Source organism: Dorea formicigenerans (assembly GCF_025150245.1).
Lineage (GTDB): Bacteria > Bacillota > Clostridia > Lachnospirales > Lachnospiraceae > Dorea > Dorea formicigenerans.
Genome location: NZ_CP102279.1, coordinates 1505432 through 1528647 on the forward strand (window position 1 = coordinate 1505432; position 23216 = coordinate 1528647).

At 40.6% G+C, this 23216-nt stretch carries 23 protein-coding genes; all 23 read left to right on the top strand.

The window, feature by feature from the left end; translation table 11 throughout:
* The 23 genes from NQ560_RS07440 to yhbY all read left to right on the top strand — a co-directional run bounded on the left by NQ560_RS07440 (position 1) and on the right by yhbY (position 23208).
* Positions 1-1008 (top strand): RluA family pseudouridine synthase, encoded by a 1008-nt coding sequence (locus tag NQ560_RS07440; RefSeq protein WP_005332838.1) that lies wholly within the window; start codon positions 1-3, stop codon positions 1006-1008.
* Positions 966-1505: a Holliday junction resolvase RecU gene (locus tag NQ560_RS07445; protein WP_040015453.1), complete on the top strand. Its 540-nt coding sequence runs from the start codon at positions 966-968 to the stop codon at positions 1503-1505. The genes NQ560_RS07440 and NQ560_RS07445 overlap by 43 nt, the downstream gene beginning before the upstream one ends.
* Before the next feature lie 75 nt (positions 1506-1580).
* Entirely contained in the window at positions 1581-2828 is a 1248-nt protein-coding gene (gene hisZ / locus NQ560_RS07450) for an ATP phosphoribosyltransferase regulatory subunit (protein WP_005332830.1), read from the top strand.
* A gap of 75 nt (positions 2829-2903) precedes the next feature.
* The gene (gene hisG, locus NQ560_RS07455) at positions 2904-3539 is read left to right on the top strand and encodes an ATP phosphoribosyltransferase (RefSeq protein ID WP_005332829.1); all 636 of its coding nucleotides are present in this window, start codon (positions 2904-2906) and stop codon (positions 3537-3539) included.
* An 84-nt stretch (positions 3540-3623) separates the two neighbouring features.
* Complete coding sequence (hisD, locus tag NQ560_RS07460; RefSeq protein ID WP_040015452.1) at positions 3624-4916, top strand: histidinol dehydrogenase; 1293 nt, start codon at positions 3624-3626, stop codon at positions 4914-4916.
* A 15-nt stretch (positions 4917-4931) separates the two neighbouring features.
* The gene (gene hisB, locus NQ560_RS07465) at positions 4932-5519 is read left to right on the top strand and encodes an imidazoleglycerol-phosphate dehydratase HisB (protein WP_005332827.1); all 588 of its coding nucleotides are present in this window, start codon (positions 4932-4934) and stop codon (positions 5517-5519) included.
* A 25-nt stretch (positions 5520-5544) separates the two neighbouring features.
* Positions 5545-6828 carry a bifunctional phosphoribosyl-AMP cyclohydrolase/phosphoribosyl-ATP diphosphatase HisIE gene (gene hisIE, locus NQ560_RS07470; protein ID WP_167532496.1) on the top strand — a complete coding sequence of 428 codons (1284 nt, stop codon included), beginning with the start codon at positions 5545-5547 and terminating at the stop codon, positions 6826-6828.
* Positions 6829-6913: 85 nt separating this feature from the next.
* Positions 6914-7231, top strand: a complete 318-nt coding sequence (locus NQ560_RS07475; protein WP_005336299.1) for a hypothetical protein — start codon at positions 6914-6916, stop codon at positions 7229-7231.
* Between the two features lie 123 nt (positions 7232-7354).
* A complete protein-coding gene (locus NQ560_RS07480; protein ID WP_005332824.1) occupies positions 7355-9313 on the top strand; it encodes a polysaccharide deacetylase family protein in 1959 nt (652 codons plus the stop codon).
* Between the two features lie 147 nt (positions 9314-9460).
* A complete protein-coding gene (locus tag NQ560_RS07485) occupies positions 9461-10051 on the top strand; it encodes a hypothetical protein (RefSeq protein ID WP_005332823.1) in 591 nt (196 codons plus the stop codon).
* 246 nt (positions 10052-10297) lie between these two features.
* Positions 10298-12526, top strand: coding sequence for an NlpC/P60 family protein (locus NQ560_RS07490; protein ID WP_005332820.1), 2229 nt, complete (start codon positions 10298-10300; stop codon positions 12524-12526).
* Positions 12527-12662: 136 nt separating this feature from the next.
* Positions 12663-14009: an MATE family efflux transporter gene (locus NQ560_RS07495; protein WP_005332818.1), complete on the top strand. Its 1347-nt coding sequence runs from the start codon at positions 12663-12665 to the stop codon at positions 14007-14009.
* A gap of 313 nt (positions 14010-14322) precedes the next feature.
* Positions 14323-16188: a TIGR03960 family B12-binding radical SAM protein gene (locus NQ560_RS07500; protein WP_005332816.1), complete on the top strand. Its 1866-nt coding sequence runs from the start codon at positions 14323-14325 to the stop codon at positions 16186-16188.
* Entirely contained in the window at positions 16172-16891 is a 720-nt protein-coding gene (locus NQ560_RS07505) for a TIGR03936 family radical SAM-associated protein (RefSeq protein WP_040015451.1), read from the top strand. Before NQ560_RS07500 ends, NQ560_RS07505 begins: the two co-directional genes overlap by 17 nt.
* An 84-nt stretch (positions 16892-16975) precedes the next feature.
* Positions 16976-17461: a Cys-tRNA(Pro) deacylase gene (gene ybaK, locus NQ560_RS07510; protein ID WP_040015450.1), complete on the top strand. Its 486-nt coding sequence runs from the start codon at positions 16976-16978 to the stop codon at positions 17459-17461.
* A 54-nt stretch (positions 17462-17515) separates the two neighbouring features.
* The gene (locus NQ560_RS07515) at positions 17516-18124 is read left to right on the top strand and encodes an HAD family hydrolase (protein WP_005332809.1); all 609 of its coding nucleotides are present in this window, start codon (positions 17516-17518) and stop codon (positions 18122-18124) included.
* A gap of 86 nt (positions 18125-18210) precedes the next feature.
* Positions 18211-19542: an aspartate kinase gene (locus NQ560_RS07520; RefSeq protein WP_040015449.1), complete on the top strand. Its 1332-nt coding sequence runs from the start codon at positions 18211-18213 to the stop codon at positions 19540-19542.
* A 10-nt stretch (positions 19543-19552) separates the two neighbouring features.
* A complete protein-coding gene (locus NQ560_RS07525; protein WP_005332806.1) occupies positions 19553-20344 on the top strand; it encodes an amidohydrolase family protein in 792 nt (263 codons plus the stop codon).
* Positions 20345-20540: 196 nt separating this feature from the next.
* Positions 20541-20849 (top strand): 50S ribosomal protein L21, encoded by a 309-nt coding sequence (gene rplU, locus NQ560_RS07530; RefSeq protein ID WP_005332804.1) that lies wholly within the window; start codon positions 20541-20543, stop codon positions 20847-20849.
* A 20-nt stretch (positions 20850-20869) separates the two neighbouring features.
* Positions 20870-21202: a ribosomal-processing cysteine protease Prp gene (locus NQ560_RS07535; protein WP_005332802.1), complete on the top strand. Its 333-nt coding sequence runs from the start codon at positions 20870-20872 to the stop codon at positions 21200-21202.
* A gap of 5 nt (positions 21203-21207) precedes the next feature.
* Positions 21208-21489: a 50S ribosomal protein L27 gene (gene rpmA, locus NQ560_RS07540; RefSeq protein ID WP_005332800.1), complete on the top strand. Its 282-nt coding sequence runs from the start codon at positions 21208-21210 to the stop codon at positions 21487-21489.
* 112 nt (positions 21490-21601) lie between these two features.
* Positions 21602-22891, top strand: a complete 1290-nt coding sequence (obgE, locus tag NQ560_RS07545) for a GTPase ObgE (RefSeq protein WP_005332798.1) — start codon at positions 21602-21604, stop codon at positions 22889-22891.
* 26 nt (positions 22892-22917) lie between these two features.
* Positions 22918-23208, top strand: a complete 291-nt coding sequence (yhbY, locus tag NQ560_RS07550) for a ribosome assembly RNA-binding protein YhbY (RefSeq protein ID WP_005332792.1) — start codon at positions 22918-22920, stop codon at positions 23206-23208.
* The last annotated feature ends 8 nt before the right edge of the window (positions 23209-23216 follow it).

A 23216-nucleotide genomic window follows, 5' to 3' on the forward strand; every position in this document is an offset into this window, starting at 1 on the left:
ATGAAAGAGACGATTATCAAAGAAAATGAGTCCGGTCAGAGGCTGGACAAATATTTGAAAAAATATCTTCCCCAAGCGCCTGGGAGTTTCATTTATAAAATGCTCAGAAAGAAGAATATTACATTAAATGGGAAAAAGGCAGCAGGACAGGAGAAACTTAATACCGGAGATTCGATAAAGTTTTTTCTTGCAGAGGAGACAATCGATAAATTTACAGGAAATGCAGCAGCAAGTGAGTCTTATCCGGTAAAAAAGGATTTGGAGATTATTTATGAAGACGATAATATCCTGCTTATAAATAAACCGGCAGGCATGTTATCTCAGAAAGCGAAGAAAGAAGATGTGTCACTGGTGGAATATGTGATTGGATATCTTCTGTCAAATGGTTCTGTTACAAAAGAAGAACTTCTGACATTTCACCCTGGAATCTGCAACCGGCTGGACCGAAACACAAGCGGTATGGTCGTGGCAGGGAAAAGCCTGGCCGGGCTTCAGATTATGGGGGAAGCTTTTAAAGAAAGAACCCTTGCAAAATATTACCTTTGTCTGGTCAAAGGCTGTATTAAAGAAACTTCACATATTCGTGGATATCTGAAAAAAGATGAGAAAACGAATAAAGTTATGATTAGCCGGAAAATGTCGGAAGGGGCAGCAGCCATTGAGACAGAATATGAGCCAGTGGCTTATCAAAAAGAGCTTACGCTGTTAAAGGTTCATCTGATTACCGGTCGGACGCACCAGATCCGTGCACATCTGGCAAGTATCGGACATCCGTTAATGGGGGACTACAAATATGGAAATATATCCTGGAACCACCAGTATGAGACATATGGTGTAAAGACACAAATGCTACATTCTTATGAGCTACATTTTCCGCAGATGCCAAAACCTTTGGAAAATCTTTCGAAAAATGTATTTCAGGCGCGTGTTCCGGGCAAATTTTATCGACTTATTAAGGAGACAGCATGGGAACATGGAACTCAAGAGGCCTTAGAGGTTCTACATTAGAAGAGATGGTCAATTGGACCAACGACCATTATCTGGAAAAGGGACTTGCCCTGATTCAGAAGATACCGACCCCCATTACACCGGTGCGCATGGACGCAGATCACAAACAGATCACACTGGCGTATTTTGAAAAACGAAGTACGGTAGATTACATTGGAGCAGTCCAGGGAATTCCAGTGTGCTTTGATGCAAAAGAATGTGTAGCTGATACATTCCCATTACATAATATCCATGAGCATCAGATTACATTTATGACTCAGTTCGAGCATCAAGATGGAATTGCGTTTATCCTGATTTATTATTCTGAACGGAACGAACTTTATTATATGCGATTTGAAGAAATGATTCGTTTCTGGAACAGAGCATGTGATGGCGGGCGTAAAAGTATCCGCTACGAGGAATTAGATCCACGATTTTTTATGAAACCAAAAAACGGGTATTATATTCCTTATCTGGACTTCATAAATCTGGATTTGGAACTCCGTGAGGAAGCTTGACAAAGTGCCTGGAAATGCGTATAATGCAATAAGGTTTTAATATGGTAGCACGCTAAAGTGCGGGAGGAATGATCTATGGAAAAACTACTTCATACGCCGGAGGGAGTCCGGGATATTTATAATGTTGAGTGCGGAAAGAAGCTGGCACTGGAAAATCGACTAAAAAAAACACTGCATTTATTTGGATATCATGATATTCAGACTCCGACCTTTGAATATTTTGATGTGTTCCGGAAGGAAATCGGAACAATACCGTCCAAAGATCTGTACAAATTTTTTGATAAAGAAGGCAACACGTTGGTTTTGCGACCAGATATCACACCGTCCATCGCACGTGTGGCTGCTACATTATTTGGAGAGGAAGATCTCCCGATACGGCTTTGTTACACAGGTAATACATTTATTAACCATTCCAACAATCAGGGACGATTAAGAGAAGTGACCCAGATGGGAGCTGAGCTGATTGGGGATGATTCCGTGGAGGCAGATGCAGAGATGCTTGCTATGGTCATTGAATCTATGCAGGCGATCGGACTTAAGGAATTTCAATTAAGCGTTGGACATCTTGGCTTTTTCCAAAGTCTTATTGAAGACGCTGCATTGGACGAAGAAGCACGGGAGCGGGTCGTTGAACTGATCAACAACCGCAATTACTTCGGAGTTGAGGAATATCTGGACAGTATTATGGTAAAGAGAAGCTCAAAAGAGGCATTTGCAGCTCTTGGAAATCTGGTCGGAGGCGTGGAAGTTCTTGCGAAAGCAAAGAACATTGCACCCAATTCCAGTGGAATCATGGCTGTGAAGCGGCTGGAGAAGATTTATGATATCCTCGAACTTTACGGAGTCGAGAAGTTTGTGACTTTTGATCTGAGTATGACAGGAAATTATGGATATTATACGGGAATCATCTTCCGTGGTTATACATTTGGAACCGGAGATGCGGTAGTCAAAGGCGGCCGTTATGATCATTTGCTGGAGAAGTTTGGGAAGACATCAGCATCTATCGGCTTTGCTATTGTCATTGATGAGTTGATGAATGCTCTGATCCGCCAGAAAATCCGCATTGTTTATACAAGAAAGAATGCAATTATTCTTTATGATGAGAGCCGTGCAAGAGATGCAATCCGGCTTGCAAAAGATTTCCGGGCGAAGGCAAAGAACACAGAACTGATTAAGAAATCACCGGAGAAGGGACTGGAAGACTATATCCGGTTCGGCAAGGAATATTACGCCGGAAGTCTTGTATATATTAAGAAAAGCGGTGAAATTACCATGGTAAATCTGGTGACCGGAGAACAAAAGGAAGTTAATAATAACAAATAAAATGTCTGCTTTGGCAGACTCGGATTCGAAAACCCTTGAAAATGGGTTGTGAATTTGACGATAGGAGTTTTTTATATGAGATATCTGACATTTGCCCTCGGAAAAGGGCGTCTTGCCAATCAGACCCTGGAATTGTTTGAAAAGATTGGTATTACTTGCGAAGAGATGAAGGATAAGAATTCCAGAAAGCTGATTTTTACCAATGAAGAATTGAAGCTTCGTTTCTTTCTGGCAAAGGGACCAGATGTACCGACCTATGTAGAGTATGGTGCAGCTGATATTGGAGTTGTAGGAAAGGACACCATTTTGGAGGAAGGGCGTAAAGTCCACGAGGTTCTGGATCTTGGCTATGGAAAATGTAAAATGTGTGTCTGCGGATATAAGGATGCAGTGCCGCTTTTACAGCATCATGAGTTGATCCGTGTGGCAACAAAATATCCGAATATTGCAAAAGATTATTTTTATAATAAAAAGCATCAGACTGTGGAGATCATTAAACTGAACGGTTCCATTGAACTGGCACCAATTGTTGGACTTTCTGAGGTCATTGTCGATATTGTGGAGACCGGTTCTACACTTCGTGAAAATGGACTGGAAGTTCTGGAGGAAGTATGTCCTCTTTCCGCAAGAATGATTGTGAATCCAGTCAGCATGCGTATGGAAAGCGAGCGGATTAAGAATCTGTTGATGAAGCTTCGCACACAGATTTAAAATAATAAATGGTTTCTGGACAGAAAAAGCAAAAAGACATGTAAGATGATAACAGGAGCCTTGAATATAGGAGGAAGAACGGCAATGAGAATACAGAAGTTAGATGAAAACAGCAGAAAAAATCTTTTAGAAGATCTGTTAAAGAGAAGCCCGAACAATTATGGACAGTATGAGCAGGGAGTGACAGAAATTCTCGCAAATGTAAAGGCAAACGGAGATCAGGCTCTGTTTGAGTACACAAAAAAATTTGATCAGGCAGACTTAAATGCAGGAAACATCAAAGTTACAGATGCTGAGATTGAAGAGGCTTATGCACTGGTAGATCGAAAGCTTGTTGAGATTATCCGTAAATCACTTGCAAATATACGTACTTATCATGAAAAACAGCGTCAGACAAGCTGGTTTGACAGCAAACCGGACGGAACAATCCTTGGACAGAAAGTGACAGCACTTCACAGAGTAGGTGTGTATGTACCAGGTGGAAAGGCAGCGTATCCATCTTCTGTATTGATGAACATTGTACCGGCAAAGGTAGCTGGAGTTGATGAGATTATTATGGTGACACCTCCGGGAAAAGACGGAAAGGTAACACCGACTACACTGGTGGCAGCAAAAGAGGCCGGAGCAGATGCAATCTATAAAGTCGGCGGAGCACAGGCAATCGGAGCACTTGCTTATGGAACTGAGAGCATACCAAAAGTTGACAAAATCGTAGGACCTGGTAATATTTATGTGGCACTTGCAAAGAAAGCAGTTTATGGTTATGTAAGTATTGATGCCATTGCCGGACCAAGTGAGATTCTTGTTATTGCAGACGAGACTGCAAACCCAAGATTCGTGGCAGCAGACCTTCTGTCACAGGCAGAACATGATGAACTCGCCTCAGCAATCCTTGTAACAACAAGCGAAGAACTTGCCAAGAAAGTTTCTGATGAGACTGACAAGTTCATAAAAGAATTATCCCGTGGTGAGATTATTCAGAAATCTCTCGATAACTATGGATACATACTGGTTACAGATACGATGGATGAGGCAATTGAGACAGCAAATGAGATTGCATCCGAGCATCTTGAAATCCAGACAAAGAATCCATTTGATGTCATGACAAAAATTCGTAATGCCGGAGCTATTTTCATCGGAGAGTACGCAAGTGAGCCACTGGGAGATTATTTTGCCGGACCGAACCATGTTCTTCCGACAAATGGAACTGCAAAATTCTTCTCACCACTTTCCGTAGATGATTTTGTTAAGAAATCAAGTATAATATCTTATTCTGAAAATGCACTTCGTGCGATCCACGAGGATATTGAAGCATTTGCTACAGCTGAACACTTAACTGCACATGCAAATTCAATTAAAGTTCGTTTTGAGAAATAAGGAGGCTTGAAAGATATGGCAAGAATAGCAACAAAGAAACGTACAACAAAAGAAACTGACATTGAAGTAACACTGAATCTTGATGGAACCGGGAACAATCAGATCGATACAGGAATTGGATTTTTTGATCATATGTTGGACGGAATGGCAAGACATGGGTTGTTCGATCTTACCGTAAAGGTCAATGGAGATCTGGATGTGGATTGTCATCACACCATAGAGGATACCGGAATCGTAATCGGACAGGCAATTTTGGAAGCGGTAGGAGATAAAGCCGGAATCAAGCGGTTCGGGCATATGATTCTTCCGATGGACGAGACACTGGCACTGTGTGCAGTAGATCTTTCCGGACGTCCGTATTTGAAATATGATGCAGAATTTACGGTAGAGAATATCGGTGAGCTGGATACCGAAATGATCAAAGAATTCTTCTATGCCATATCTTACAGTGCAATGATGAATATTCATCTGAAAATTATGGACGGAGAAAATAATCACCATATGGCAGAAGCCCTGTTCAAGAGCTTTGGTAAGGCTCTTGACATGGCGACAATGAGAGAACCGCGTATTGATGAGGCGTGGACAACGAAAGGAAGCCTGTAAAAGGAGAGAATAAAACTTAATTATGATAAGTTACAGAAAATTAATCCCATGTATTTATATTGCAGGAGGGAAAGCGATAAAATGGTTTAATGACCGGGAAGTACTGGCAGATAATGTAGTAGAGCTCGCAAAGCACTACAGCGACCGCGGGGCAGATGAACTTCTGATTTTTGATTTATCAGATTCTGATGATGATCACGAGGCATCTTTAAATCTTCTCAGACAGATTCATAATGTGATCAGTATTCCAATGGTAGCAGGAGGCAACATCAAACGTATGGAAGATGTACAGAGAATCCTGTATTCCGGAGCTAAACGAGTGATTTTGAATTTTTCAAAACCGGACAGTGCTGAGATGATGGCAAAAGCGGCTGAACGTTTCGGAAAAGAGAAGGTTGCAGTTTCGTTAGATGATTTTGACGGATTGTTCAAGCATCAGCATTTGATTGAAGCTAATTGCAGCCAACTGATTTTTATGCACAGACTGGATCTGAACTCTGTTGTGGCAGTTACAGACATTCCATGTGTCATTGTGACTGATACGATGGAAGAACTGGAATTATTTAAAATTTTAAAATCCGAAGGAGTCAAAGGTCTGTCTGGACGATATATCAGTCAGCCGGAAATGAATTTTAATGATTTTAAAGAACTCTGCGAAAAAGAAGATATTCAGATGACTTCATTTGAAAGTATCATGGAGTTCTCGCAGTTTAAGAAAAATCCACAGGGGCTTCTTCCGGTCATCGTACAGCATTACCAGACAGGAGAAGTGCTGATGCTGGCGTATATGAATGAAGAAGCATTTAACCAGACGGTTAAGACCGGGCGCATGACTTATTACAGCAGAAGCAGACAGAAGCTTTGGCTGAAAGGAGAGACAAGCGGACATTTTCAGTATGTGAAGTCACTGACAATAGATTGCGATCTGGATACGCTCCTTGCAAAAGTCGATCAGGTGGGAGCAGCTTGTCACACAGGAAATCCAACTTGTTTCTTCCAGCCTATTGTTGGAAGTGATAATAATGAGAAGAGCCCGGTACAGGTGTTCGAACATGTTTACCAGACAATTATTGACAGAAAAAATAATCCAAAGGAGGGGTCTTATACAAATTATCTCTTTGAACAGGGACAGGATAAGATCCTGAAGAAGATTGGAGAAGAAGCAACCGGCATTGTGATTGCCTCCAAAAATCCAAATCCGGAAGAATTGAAAACGGAAATGGCAGATTTCCTTTATCATGCTATGGTACTGATGGTGGAAAAAGGAATTACATGGGAAGATATTACAAATCAGTTATTGCAGAAATAGATTCCTTGCAGGTATAGGTGCATAAGTAAGTTCATAGATTTAAGAAAGCGATAAATGTTCAATAATGAATAAGGTGGAGGAAGCTATGAATGATGCAGAAAGACGCAGGCAGGAGCTTTTGGAGCAGACAAGGGCTCTGTATAATGATAGAAGGACGATACCTGCAGTACACCCAAGATATGCAAATGCATATCATTACCTGTATGGAAAGTCACAAGAGGATATAAATGAAGATACAAAAGGCGGAACATTTGGAATCCGCCTTTTTTTGTGTGCATTGATGTTTGCTGCATTTTTAACAATAGATAAACAAAAACAGGAAGTATTTCATATGAGCAGCAGTGATATAGCCAATGAAATTACAAAAGATACGGATATTCAGGAAATTTGGAAATCATTGTAACAGGTTGTAATAAGTTGTAACAAAACCTTAAGAAATTCCTAATAACTATCCCGTTGAGAAAAATGTCGAACTGAGCTATACTTAACTGAGAATAAGAAAAGGAAAAGTGGAGAAAGAATACCTATGAGTAAATTTCGAGATGAAGATGAATTTAATATAGATGAAGATCAGAGATATGCTTTTGGTGAAGACTATGATCTGGACGATGAAGACAGTGGATTAGATGACGATGAAGACTATGGAGACTATGATCTGGATGAAGATTATAATCTGGACGAAGATTATAATCTGGATGATGATTATATAGATTACGGAACAGAAGCAGAAGATTCGGAGAGGTATTCTGACCATGACGAAGACGATGATTGGATTTCTCATGAGAATAGAAGAATCCATGGAAACCATTCAAAGAAAAAATCGGATGATCTGAAAGGGCATGATAGCAGAAGTGAAAGACATGAAACCCTTAAAAACCACCGAAAGAGAAAGAAGAGGAATCAAATCCTGATTTTGGCAGCCTGTTTAGTACTTGCATGTCTGGTCTTGACCGGAATATTAAAGTTTGCCGGAGTGATTGGTGTTAAGACTGAAGTTACGCTCAAAGCAGACAAGATTGAAATACAACAGAACAGTCAGGATCCGGTAAATCTTACAGCTACGGCAACATCAGAGGACGAGAAAAAAGCTGCCAAAGTATGGCTGGATAAGAAAAAGGGTTACAGTGTTGCAGATTTCATTAATGAACTGAGAGCTGGAAAGAATTATGAGATTTCCACAGATGCCAAGACTGATACAGAAGGAAAATACAAGATCACGATTAAGATGAATTCCGATATCCAGAAAAAGCTGGAGAATGAATGGAAACATAAAGTCAGACTGACAGTTGAAGGCGGTACATTTGTTGTGACAAATCCAACAGGAACATGGGATGGAGACAAGTTTAAGAAGTACGATGGTACATATGTAATGAATGATTTTGTGGTTTCCAAAAGTAAGACTTATTATTTTGATGCAGATGGTAATAAAGTAACCGGAAAGCAGACCATCAATAATGCAACATATTTCTTCAATAAAGACGGTGTTATGCAGACCGGATGGAAGAAAACTGATGACGGAACATATTATCTAGGGGATAATGGTGCGGCAGTCATTGGCTGGCAGACCATTGAAGATGATGATTATTATTTTGACAATAGTGGAATTATGGCGACCGGAGAAGTTCAGGTAGGTCTTGCAAAATGTACATTTTCCAAAAAAGGTAAACTGAAATCAAAAGGAGATGTCAATATTGATGCGAGTAAACCGATGGTGGCGCTTACATTTGATGACGGACCGGGAGAACGAACCGGAGAGCTTCTGGCTCAGTTAGAGAAGTATAATGCACATGCAACATTTTTTATGCAAGGAAAGAATATTCCGGGAAAAGAAGATTTTGTAAAGAAGATGAAAGAAACTGGTTGTGAATTAGGAAACCATTCTTATGACCATCCGCAGCTTACAAAGCTCAGTGCAGATAAGATCGCAAATCAGATTGGTACAACGAACGATCTGATCCAACAGGCAGCAGGATCCACGGCAACCGTCATGAGACCACCTTATGGTGCAATCAATGATACGGTAAGATCTTCTGTAGGACTGCCAATGATTTTATGGAGTATTGATACCCTGGATTGGAAGACAAGAAATGCGCAGTCAAGCATTGATACGGTTATGAATGATGTACAGGATGGAGATGTTATTCTGATGCATGATATCCATACAGAATCTATTGATGCGGCACTTGTCTTGATTCCAAAACTTGAAGAAGCAGGCTATCAGCTCGTGACAGTTTCAGAGATGGCAAAGGCAAAAGGCGTTGCATTACAGAACGGTGAGAAGTATGTTGATTTCTGGGCAAAAGATGTAGAAAAGTATAAGAGCAGCGGCTCAGCCCTGACAGATACAAGCAGCAGTTCAACATCTGATGCGAAGAGTGAAGCAACATCTGATGCAGACAGCTCAAAGAAAAGTGACAGCACTTCTTCGAAGAATAGCAGTTCTTCAAAAAAAAGCAATTCTAAAAAGAGCAGTAAGAAGAATTAAAAAAGTATATATAAAACATGAAGTATTAAAGAAAGAATCTGCAAGCCACAATCAACAGATTCTTTCTTTTTGCATTATTTGAAAATCAGATAAATTGTGCTACAATAGACCACAGAAAAAAGATAGATGCAGGAGGCGTTACATTAGATGAGAACAAGTAAGATTACAAGAGACGAGGCACTAAAATTACTGGAGAAATACAACAAAGAGCCTTTTCATATTCAACATGGACTGACTGTAGAAGGCGTGATGCGCTGGTATGCAAAAGAACTTGGATACGGTGAGGAAGAAGAATACTGGGGACAGGTCGGACTGCTCCATGATATTGATTTTGAATTGTATCCAGAACAGCATTGTATTAAAGCACCAGATTTGTTAAAAGAAGGTGGAGTTGGTGAGGATATGATTTATTCTGTCTGTTCTCATGGATATGGAATCTGCTGTGATATAAAACCAGAGCATGAGATGGAAAAAGTATTATTTGCGGCCGATGAGCTGACAGGACTGATCTGGTCAGCGGCACTGATGCGTCCTTCTAAGAGCGTAATGGATATGGAGGTAAAGAGCCTGAAGAAAAAATTCAAAGATAAGAAATTTGCGGCAGGCTGTTCCAGAGACGTAATCCGTCAGGGTGCCGAGAATCTTGGCTGGGAGCTGGATGAGTTATTTGAGAAGACGATTCTTGCAATGAGAAGCTGCGAGGCAGAGATTCAGAAAGCTATGGCGGAGAGAGCGTAGCAGGTACAGGTAAAAATAATATGTAACTTTGAAAGTCATTGGATTTCGGTCTGAAAAAATCCGGAAGCTGATGTCTGCAAACTGTGAAATAAGTATGAAAATTTCCGATAAGCTTTTTATTTAAGAATAAATGGTGTATAATGTGTTATTATTCAGATGCCAGCTGAGAGTATAAAGCTATTCGCTGGCATTATGGTTGAGAAAATTTCCTCAGCATTTTATTAAATAGTTAAGAAGGTACAACTTGTGAAAACTAAAAAGACCAACATTATAAAAAAACAAGGAACAAAGACATTGGCAGGGATTCTGGCAGTTGGTATGACATTTGGCACACCGGTCTCAGTACTTGCAGACGATAATACACCGGACAGTACGATGGAACAACAGGCAGGGGTACAAAATGTACTGGCTAAAAAAGTCGATGGTTCAGAAACTTTGGTAAAAGTATCTGAAGTAGTACTTGGAATGATTCAGCGCAATGAGGTGAAGCTGGACACCGATAAGTTTCTGAAAGATGTGACGACTGGACAGAAGGTAGATCCGACAACCGGAAAACGAGTAACAGAACTGGAAACACCCGTAGAACCGAGCGAACCGGAAATACCGACAACACCGACAGAACCGAGTGAACCGAGTGAACCGAGTGAACCGGAAATACCGACAACACCGACAGAACCGAGTGAGCCGGATGAACCGGAAACTCCTGCTGACAATATAGAAAATACAGAGACAGATCAGAATGGGCAAGCTAATCAGGAGGAAGCTGTTCAAACTGAGAATACAGAAACAGCAAGTAATGAGGATTTAATTTCCAGGCAGCAGATTGTAAAACTTCCACAGATTATTGATGATTTCAGATTTTGGACAGTTGCGAGAACTTATGCATTTGCAAAGGATAATCTGTATGTCAGAGAATCCATTCCGGAAGGAATAGATGGAACCGCCGACACATCAGATGAGTCTTTGAAAGCAGATAAAAAGGCTGCGAAAAAAGAAGCAAAAAAGTTAAATGCCATTTACGAAAAGGCAGAGCAGAATAAAAAAGCAGCAATTCACGCAGAGCCTATTACCGAACAGCAACAGACAGAAGACGATGTGACACTAAACGAGAATGTAACAGATCAGAATGCTGAGCAGGTCCGTTACATTGGTAAACTTGATAAGAATGGTCTTCTTTACATTTTAAAAGAAGAAGAAAATGGCTGGCTTTACGTAGAGTCCGGTAATGTCAGAGGATTTGTGAAAGCATCAGAAGTTTATACCAGCAATGCAGCGCAGAAACTTTTGGAAGTTTATCAAAAAGAAGCAAAGAAAACTGCAGCAGAGAATGGGACTGAATATACTGGAATTGAAGGAACGGCAGCAATTGCCCAGACATTAGTTTCACCACTGGAAAATCAGGCATATACGTATCTGCGTGCAACGGTAAATCAAACTGTTGCAGATAAGAATTATGCGACGGTAAATGCGACGATGCTGAATGTACGTGAGGGCAAAGGTACAGAATCCAGAATCGTGGGAACGATGAATCAGGGAGCGCTTTGTTATGTGCTTGCAGATGCGGATTCTGACTGGGTATATGTGGAGTCCGCAGATGTGCGTGGATTTGTGGCAAGACAATATCTGAATACTGGAGATGAAGTAACCACACAGGTGGAGATTACAGGTGAGGATCACTATCAGACTGCAGAAGAAATTATATCGCCAGAAGAGAATCAGGCACTTTACTATACACTGACGTCTACAAAAGAAGGAACTCCGAATGGAGCAGTTCGAGAATCTATTTTGGAATATGCGTCTCAGTTTATAGGTAATCCATATGTCTGGGGAGGAACCAGTCTGACAGAAGGGGCAGACTGTTCTGGATTTGTGCAGCAGATTTATAAGGCATACGGATATGAACTTCCAAGAGTTGCACAAGATCAGAGTCAGTATGGGACACAGATTCCTGTGGAAGATGCCCAGCCGGGAGATCTGATTTTCTACGCAAAAGCAGGACATGTTTACCATGTAGTCATGTATGCTGGCGATGGAAAAACGATTGAGGCAGCCAACACGAAAGCCGGAATTATCAGTGGCACTGTCAATACGGAAAATGCAGTGTGGGCAACTCGTATATTGGAGGATAATGAGGTAGTTGTTGATGGAGGCATTGGAGAAGTCAATGCAACGACAGATATGTATGGTACATGTCTTGGAAATTTTAAGATTACATACTACTGCGCATGCGAAAAGTGTTGTAATAAAGCAGATGGAATTACAGCAACAGGAAGCCGTGTGGCAGAAGGAAGAACCATTGCAGTTGATCCAAGTGTAATTCCATACGGAACAAAAGTTATCATCGGAGGACATATATTTACAGCAGAAGACTGTGGTGGAGCGATTAAGCAGAATCACATTGATATCTATGTGAACAGCCATGAAGAAGCAGAGGCGCTTGGCGTGGCAAATGCCTCTGTATATCTGGTGAAGTAAGGATTTTTTTTGAAGATTTATTATGAATTGCAAAATGAGAGACAGTAAAGTAATGAAATCATGCTTTGCTGTCTTTTCTGAGCTAAAAACACAGGCGTTTATTTTCATATAGAGGATAATAAAAAGGAAGAAAATTATGAGCAGGGAAAACAAATACGAGATTGATATGTGTAATGGATCAATCATGGACAAGTTAATATCATTTGCATTGCCGTTGATGTTATCCGGTATGCTGCAGTTAATGTTCAATGCGGTGGATATTGTAGTCGTAGGAAGATTCAGTGGAAGCCAGTCTCTTGCGGCAGTAGGGGCAACGACAGCGCTTATTTATCTTTTTACAAACTTATTTATTGGTATTTCTCTTGGTGCAAATGTATTAGCTGCCCGATATTATGCAGCGGGAAAGCATGAAGAGATGTCCGAGACCGTTCATACAGCGATGATGTTTGCTTTGATCAGTGGAATTATTATGATTTTTGTGGGATTATTTTTTTCAAGACTTGCGCTTGAGATTATGGGTACCCCTTCTGATGTTATTGATCAGGCAACGTTGTATATGAGAATTTATTTCCTGGGTATGCCTTTTTTTATGCTTTATAATTACGGCGCAGCCATATTAAGAGCTGTCGGAGATACGAAACGGCCGCTGATATTCCTGATTATTTCCGGAGTGGTCAATGCGTGCTTAAATATGTTGCTTGTTATTGTATTCCATCTGGACGTGGCAGGAGTTGCAATTGCAACGGTGACTTCACAATTTATTTCCTGTGTACTGGTAATTGGTTGTTTATACAGAACTAAGAGCAGCTACCAGTTACGATTTTCCCGCTTGAAGATACGGAAGGAATATCTGAAACCAATCTGCCAGGTTGGAATCCCGGCTGGAATTCAAAGTACTGTAATTAATTTTTCAAATGCATTGCTTCAATCTTCGGTGAATTCATTTGGTTCAACGACTATGGCCGGATATACAGCAGCAAATAATATTTTTGGATTCTTATATGTCTCTGTCAATGCAATCACACAGGCATGTATGAGCTTTACCAGTCAGAACTATGGACTGCGAAAACTGAAACGTATGGATAAAATATTGATTGATTGCCTAATTCTGACGGTTGTCGTATCGCTTGTATTAGGAGGCGGAGTTTATTTATTTGGAGCAGAGATTCTGAGATTATATACAGAAGAGGCGGAAGTAATCCGTTGTGGTATAGAAATTTTTGCATATACCACCGTGACATATTTCCTGTGCGGAATTATGGATCTTTTTCCAGGGGCACTCCGTGGTATGGATCGTTCAACAGTACCGATGATCTTATCCGTTATTGGTACAGTGGGAACAAGAATTGTATGGGTGTTCTGGTTGTTCCCGGCTCACCGTTCGCTGGCATTTCTGTTTATTTCATATCCGGCATCATGGCTCATTACAATTGCGATGCAAGTTATTTGCTTTTATCTTGTGAGGAGAAAAGTGCATGGGTAACAGTAGATTATGCTAAGATTTGACAGGAAATCCTGGATGTAACCGATAGTGAATAATATGTGGGAAAATATGCAATCGAATTTAATTGACTATTATCTGATTACCATATATTATTATATATTGTTAACCATTACTAAACGTCAGTCAGTGTTTAGAATTTTGGAAGTTTTGTAGTAATTTACGATTTTCACTCTAGAATAGACTAAAATACAGCAAAAAAACAGTTACAAAAAACAACGAAAATTTATGATTTTACAAGAAAAAACAGTAAGAATTTCTTTGTGTATATTGCATAAAGAATCGAGGAGATTTAATGAGAAAGCTTGCTTTAAATGATGAAATATTACTAAAAATCGAGAAGCCTGCCCGTTATATCGGAGGCGAGTATAATTCGGTCATGAAAGACCCGGAAAAGGTAGATGTCAGGTTCGCTATGTGTTTTCCGGACGTCTACGAAATTGGAATGTCCCATCTTGGCATCCAGATTCTTTATGACATGTTCAACCGCCGTGAGGATGTGTGGTGTGAGCGTGTTTATTCTCCGTGGGTAGATCTGGACAAGGTGATGCGCGAGGAACATATTCCTCTTTTTGCATTGGAATCTCAGGATCCAGTGAAAGAGTTTGATTTTCTTGGTATTACAATCCAGTACGAAATGTGCTATACGAATATTTTGCAGATTCTGGATCTGAGTGGAATTCCACTTCACGCGAAAGAAAGGACGGAGGATGATCCAATTGTAATTGGCGGCGGTCCTTGCACCTATAATCCGGAACCAATTGCAGAATTTTTTGATATGTTTTATATCGGTGAAGGAGAAACGGTTTATGACCAGCTCTTAGATATTTACAAAGAAAATAAGAAAAATGGTGGAAGCAGATGGGATTATCTGGCGAAGGCTGCAGAGGTAGAAGGTATCTATGTTCCGGCGTTTTATGATGTAACATATAAAGAAGATGGCACGATTGATTCATTTGTACCGAATCATCCAAATGCAAAAGAAAAGATTAAGAAGCAGCTTGTAATGGATATGAGTGAGGCTGTCTACCCGGAGAATCCGGTTGTTCCATTTATTCGTGCGACGCAGGACCGTGTTGTACTTGAGATCCAGCGTGGCTGTATCCGAGGCTGCCGTTTCTGCCAGGCAGGAATGTTGTATCGTCCGACCAGAGAAAAAGATGTAGAGGTTTTGAAAAAGTATGCTTATAAGATGTTAAAGAGCACCGGGCATGAAGAGATTTCACTAAGTTCCTTAAGTTCCAGTGATTACAGTCAGCTAAAGGAGCTTGTAAACTTTCTGATTGACGAATTCAAAGGAAAAGGGATCAATATTTCTCTGCCGTCTCTTCGAATTGATGCCTTTTCTCTGGATGTTATGGAACGTGTCCAGGATATTAAGAAAAGCAGTGTGACATTTGCACCGGAGGCTGGTTCCCAGAGAATGAGGAATGTGATTAATAAAGGACTTACGGAAGAGGATATTCTCGGTGGTGCAGGACAGGCATTTGACGGGGGCTGGAACAAGGTAAAACTTTACTTTATGCTTGGACTTCCGACGGAAACTGAAGAAGATATGAAAGAGATTGCGGTTCTGGCAGATAAAATTGCGAGACGCTACTATGAGATTCCAAAGGATCAGCGCAATGGAAAATGTCAGATCACAGCCAGTAGTTCTTTCTTTATTCCGAAACCGTTCACTCCATTCCAGTGGGCGCCGATGTATGAAAATACAGAATATATTGCAAGAGCTGCCATTGTGAAACATGCATTTCAAGATCAGCTTAACCGTAAGAGTCTGAAGTACAACTGGCATGATGCAGAAGTGACTGTTCTGGAAGGTATCCTTGCCAGAGGCGACCGAAAGGTCGGAAAACTGATTGAGGAAGTATATCGTCTGGGAGCTATTTACGATTCCTGGAGTGATCAGTTCGACAATGATAAATGGATGCAGGCATTTGAAAATACTGGAATTGATATTGGATTTTACAATTTACGAGAACGTTATGAAGATGAAGTGTTCCCGTGGGATTTCATTGATATTGGTGTTACGAAAAAATTCTTGAGAAAAGAATGGGACAAAGCTATGAAAGGAGAAGTAACACCGAACTGCAGAATGCAGTGTTCCGGCTGTGGTGCCGCAAGATGGGGAGGAGGTGTCTGTGTTGAAGGCAAGAATTAAATTTCGAAAATACGGATGTATGAAATTTATCGGACATCTGGATGTTATGCGTTTCTTTCAAAAAGTGATGCGGCGGGCAGACATACCGATCGCGTTCAGCGGCGGATACAGTCCGCATATGATCATGTCATTTGCTCAGCCACTGGGAATCGGCCTTACCAGTGACGGAGAATATCTGGATATTGAATTGACAGAGCCGATTGATTCAAAAGAAGCGGTGGCCCGAATGAATGCAGTCAGCGTAGAAGGAATTGAGATGGTAAGTATGGTGCAGATTTCCGAGGAGAAAAAGGCCAGTGGTATGACGATTACGGCAGCCTCCGATTATCAGGTGTTTTTACTGGAATCAGGAAAGAGTTCTGATGTTCGAAGAAAGATTCCGTCTGAATGGAAAGAATCCTGGGAGGAGTTCTTAAGTCAGGAGCAGATTTTGGTTTGGAAGAAGACAAAGAAGAGCGAAAAAGAAGTTGATATTAAGCCGATGATTTACGGGTCAGAAATAAAGGAAGAATATATATATCTATATCTGGCAACCGGTAGCGAACAGAACTTGAAACCAGATCTTGTAATGGAAACATTTCTGAAATATATTGGGCAGGAAGATGCACCGTTGTTCTATAATCGCCTCGATGTATATGCAAGGGACGAGGCTGGAAAACTGGTGCCCCTTGAGGCACTTGGGACACCGATGGTCTGTTCTTAGTTAGAAAGAGTAGTTTGACGTGTTTTTTACAGCGAGAATGTGCCGAGGCGCATTCTTTGTTCAATAAGACAAGGAGTGATTGACTTGAGTAAAAAAGAAGTAAAGACAAATGCCATGCGTATGTTGGATCGTATGAAGATTCCATATGAATATGAAGAATATGAATGTGATGAATTTTCAGACGGTATTGAGACTGCAGATAAGTTAGGGTATGATCATAAATATGTATACAAGACACTGGTAACAACAGGAAAAAGCGGTGGACATTATGTCTTTGTTATTCCTATCGAGGAAGAAATCGATTTTAAGAAGGCTGCAAAAGTTGTAGGTGAAAAATCACTGGAGATGCTTCATCTGAAAGAATTGACAAAGGTGACCGGATATGTGCGGGGAGGCTGTACATCAATCGGAATGAAGAAACAGTTTCCGACAGTGATCCAGGAAGATGCAAAAGAACTGGAGCATATGCATGTCAGCGGTGGAAAGCTGGGCATGCAATTGACTTTGTTGCCTGAAGATCTTGCAAAAGCCGCAAACGCACAGTTTGCTGATGTTATTCATAAAGATTAACAGAGGATTTTTTGCGAGAATGCCGAGGCGCTCTTGAAAGAAGGAGAGACAATTATGGATAATTACCTGACAGAAAATATTGATACCGTAATTTTTGATATTGGAAATGTATTGATACATTTTGCGTGGGAGGACTATCTTCATGATCTTGGTTATGAAGGTGCGATGTTTGACCGTGTGGCAGATGCAGTATTTCGCAGTGATGACTGGGATAAAGGTGATTCCGGACTTTACACGACACAGGAGTGGCTTGACTCGTTTATTGAAAATGATCCGGAAATCGAAGAAGATATCCGCAAAGTGTTCGAAGGATTTGGCGCGGCCATTGTCCCGTATCCGGTAACAGAACGTTGGCTTTCGTATATTCGTGAAAAAGGAATGAAAATGTACTATCTGTCCAATTATTCCGACGAAATGTACTGTCAGTCAGAGGAGCAATTAAGCTTTTTGAAAACATTTGACGGAGGGGTATTTTCCTGGAAAGAGAAATGTATGAAGCCGGATCCAAAGATTTATGAGATACTTCTTAAGCGTTATAAAATCGTTCCGGAACAGGCACTGTTCTTTGATGACAGACTTGAAAATGTGGAAGGTGCACGAAAGGTGGGCATAAATGGAGTCGTATTTAATACAGATATTCCATTGCAGATGCTTGAAAAATAATGTAATATATCAGAAGATAGTTTTTTCATAGGATGATAAATTATTCAGCATTACTAGATTATGTTATGTGGAGGAATACAAAAAAGATGATAAAGGTCGTAAAATTCGGAGGAAGTTCACTGGCCAGTGCTGCTCAGTTCAAAAAAGTAGGAGCTATTATCCGAAAAGAAGAGACAAGACGTTATGTGGTTCCGTCAGCGCCTGGAAAGCGTCATTCTGGTGACACAAAAGTGACAGACCTTTTGTATAAATGTTACGGACAGGCAATTTTAGATGATGACAGAGAAGAGGATTTTGAAGAAATCCTGAAAGTTATCAAAGATCGATATGATTCTATTATTAATGGATTGGAGCTTACGATCTCTCTGGACGATGAATTTAAGACGATCCGGGAAAATTTCAGCAAAAAGATCGGGAGAGATTACGCTGCTTCCAGAGGAGAATATCTGAATGGTATTATCATGGCAGCTTATCTGGGATATGAATTTATTGATGCAGCTGAAGTCATTTTCTTTGATGAAGAAGGAGAATTTGACGCTGAGAAGACAAACGAAGTATTATCCGAGAGACTGGCGCATACAGAGCGGGCAGTCATTCCTGGATTCTATGGATCTAATCCGGACGGAACAATCCATACATTTTCCAGAGGAGGATCTGATATTACAGGTTCTATCGTAGCAAGAGCAGTACATGCAGATATGTATGAGAACTGGACAGACGTATCAGGTTTCCTGATTGCAGATCCGCGTATTATCAAGAATCCAAAGGCAATCGACGTGATTACTTACAGAGAGCTTCGTGAGTTGTCTTACATGGGTGCAACAGTTCTTCATGAAGACGCAATCTTCCCTGTAAGAAGAGAAGGAATTCCAATCAACATCCGGAATACGAATGCTCCGGAAGACAAGGGAACTCTGATTGTTGAAGCAACATGCCAGAAACCGAGATTTACGATCACTGGTGTGGCTGGTAAGAAGGATTTTGCCTCCATTACAGTCGAAAAAGCCATGATGAACTCAGAGGTAGGGTTCTGTCGTAAAGTTCTGACAGTATTTGAAGATAATGGAATTTCTATTGAACATATGCCATCTGGAATTGACACTATGACAATCTTCGTTCATCAGGACGAATTTGCTGAGAGAGAGCAGAAAGTGATTGCGGGAATCCATCGTGCAGTTGAACCGGATTTCCTGGAACTGGAATCAGATCTTGCGCTGATCGCGGTTGTAGGACGCGGTATGCGTGCCACAAGAGGAACTTCCGGAAGAATATTCTCAGCACTGGCACATGCAAATGTTAACGTAAAGATGATCGATCAGGGTTCCAGTGAGCTGAATATTATCATTGGTGTGAGAAATCACGATTTTGATGCAGCAATTAAAGCAATTTATGACATTTTTGTAAATACAAGAATTTAAAGGAGAAACTATGATCATAGATTTTCATACGCATATGTTTCCAGATAAAATTGCTGCAAGAACAATTGATTTCCTGTCAAAGACAGTCGGTGACATGAATCCGTTTACCGATGGAACATGGAAAGGACTAAAAGAATCTACAAAACAGGCAGGTATTGATCATTCTATCGTGCTTCCGATTGCAACCAGACCAGGTCAGTTTCATACAATCAATGAATTTGCAACACATTTTCAGGAAGGGACACTCATTTCTTTTGGAAGTCTGCATCCGGAAAGTGAGAATTATAAAGAAGAACTGAGACAGATTCAGGATATGGGCATGAAAGGAATCAAACTTCATCCGGATTATCAGGATACTTATTTTAACGATATCCGTTATAAGAGAATTATTTCCTATGCTACTGAGCTTGGACTGATAATCAGCGTGCATGCAGGTCAAGATCCGAAGTGTCCGGATAATATACACTGCACGCCGGCCATGGCAGAAGAAGTATTGAATGAAGTGGAACCAGAGAAACTGGTGCTTGCGCACATGGGTGGTAATGAGCTCTGGAGTGAGGTGGAAGAACGGCTGGTTGGAAGAAATGTTTATTTCGATACAGGTGTGATTCTTGACCGTATGCCGCAAGAACAGTTTCTTCGTATGGTACGCGAACACGGTGCAGACAGGATTGTGTTTGGAACTGATTCTCCGTGGGCAGATCAGAAAAAGTTTGTAGAGATTTTGAAGGAAATGCCTTTGGAAGAGGAAGAACGAAATCAGATTTTTGCTGGGACAGCAGTAAAATTACTGGGATTATAATTACACATTAATTGTGAACGGTTCTGCAGTTTTTGATAAGCGATGAAAATTATTTTTGAATTTTTGGAAAAAGACTTGATTTTTGAAAAATCATATGCTAATATATACAGGTATGCCGCACAATGAGGTTTTAAAGTCTTGCAAAATTATTTTGCAGACACCGTAATTGGCGAGTAATGATAATAGGAGGTGCCATATGTACGCAATTATAGCAACAGGTGGTAAACAGTACAAAGTAGCTGAAGGCGATATCATTAAAGTAGAGAAGCTTGGTGTTGAGGCTGGAGAGACTTATACTTTCGACCAGGTGCTCGCAGTAAGCAACGACGGATTAAAGGTTGGTAATCCGACTGTTGAAGGTGCAACAGTTGAAGCTTCTGTAGTTGAGAACGGTAAAGCAAGAAAAGTTATCGTTTACAAGTATAAGAGAAAAACTGGATACCATAAGAAAAACGGTCACAGACAGCAGTACACTGCAGTTAAGATCGAGAAGATTAATGCATAATTAATTTTTGGAGATTATCCATGATTCATGTAGTCATTTATCAAAATGAGAAGGAAGAATGTACAGGATTTCAGACAGAGGGACATGCTGAATATGCAGATCCAGGACAGGATATTGTGTGTGCAGCAGCATCGGTATTGATTATCAATACGATGAATGCAATTGAACTTTATACAGAAGATGCATTTTCTGTATTTTCTGATGAAGAGACAGGCATGATTTCCTGGCATCTGGAAGGTAATCCTTCTAAAGAAGCCGGACTTCTTCTGAACACGATGATTCTCGGACTCAAAGGAATGGCTGATGACGAGAACTACGAAGAATATATTGATTTAACTTTCGAGGAGGTGTAACAACCATGATGAACTTAAATCTTCAGTTTTTTGCTCATAAAAAAGGAGTTGGTTCTACAAAGAACGGTAGAGATTCCGAGTCTAAGAGACTTGGTGCTAAGAGAGCTGACGGACAGTTTGTAAAAGCTGGTAATATCCTTTACAGACAGCGTGGAACAAAGATTCACCCAGGTCTTAACGTAGGACGTGGCGGAGATGATACATTATTCGCTCTCGTTGATGGCGTTGTAAGATTTGAAAGAAAAGGAAGAGATAAGAAACAGGTTTCTATCTATCCAGTAGCATAATTAAGAATGAGCAAAAGATGCTGCAATATAACTGATGCTAGTTGTTAGTTATGTGCAGCATCTTTTTTCTTTATCATAAAACAGCATTTTATTATAAAAAAGGAGAAAGAACATGTTTGCAGACAGAGCGACAATATCGATCAGATCCGGAAAAGGTGGCGATGGACACGTCAGTTTCCGAAGAGAATTATATGTTCCCAACGGCGGACCGGACGGCGGTGACGGTGGTCGTGGCGGAGATGTAATCTTTGAAGTAGACGAAGGATTGAATACTCTTCAGGATTACAGACACCGCAGAAAATATGCAGCGAAAGACGGTGAACCAGGCGGAAAGAAGAGATGCCATGGTAAAGACGCTGATGATATCGTATTGAAAGTTCCTGAAGGGACTGTCATCAAAGAGGCTGAGTCAGGCAAGGTCATTGCCGATATGTCTGGAGACAACAGACGTCAGGTCATCTTAAAAGGTGGAAAAGGAGGCCTTGGAAATCAGCATTTTGCGACAGCGACTATGCAGATTCCGAAGTATGCACAGCCTGGACAGCCGGCAAAAGAGCTGATGGTAAAACTTGAGCTTAAGGTAATCGCTGACGTTGGACTGGTAGGTTTCCCGAATGTCGGAAAATCTACACTTCTTTCCAGAGTAACCAATGCACAGCCGAAAATTGCAAATTATCACTTTACAACACTCAATCCGAACCTTGGAGTTGTTGATCTTGAAGGCGCAAATGGATTTGTTATCGCAGATATTCCGGGACTTATTGAGGGAGCATCTGAAGGTATCGGACTTGGACATGAGTTTTTGAGACATATTGAGCGTACAAAGATGATGATTCATGTTGTAGATGCAGCAGGAAGTGAAGGGCGTGATCCAGTGGATGATATTCATAAGATCAATGCAGAACTACATGCATACAATGCAGAGATTGCAAGCCGTCCACAAGTCATTGCAGCGAATAAAATAGACCTGATTTACGATGATGGTGAGTCAGAAAATCCGGTAGAACGTTTGAAAAAAGAATTCGAACCACAGGGAATCAAAGTATTTCCAATTTCTGGTGTTACAGGAGCAGGAATCAAAGAACTTCTTTATTATGTTTCTACTGAGATCGAGAAGCTGGATGTTGCGCCAATTATCTTCGAGCCTGAGTACTTCCCAGATGAAGAACTTATTAATCTGGATCTTCCATATACAGTTGAGAAAGAAGACGATATGTATATAGTAGAAGGACCAAAGATTGAGAAGATGCTTGGTTACACGAACCTGGATTCGGAAAAAGGATTTGCGTTCTTCCAGAAGTTCTTAAAGGATACAGGAATCCTGGAGCAGCTTGAAGAACTTGGAATAGAAGAAGGAGATACTGTGAAAATGTATGGCCTTCAGTTCGATTATTACAAATAAAATAGAAAGGAAATTAAAATCACGTTATGACAACGAAGCAGAGAGCATATTTAAAGGGTCTGGCTATGACTATGGATCCAATCTTTCAGATTGGAAAAAGCAGTATGACACCAGAATTTACAAAAGCAATCGCTGAGGCACTGGAAGCAAGAGAACTGATTAAGATTAGTGTTCTGAAGAACTGTGCAGACGATCCAAAAGAATTGGCAAGTATGCTGGCAGAGCGTACACATTCTCAGGTTGTTCAGGTGATCGGCAAAAAAATTGTTCTTTATAAAGAAGGAAAAGATAAGAATAAGAAGATTGTCCTTCCGTAAATGATATC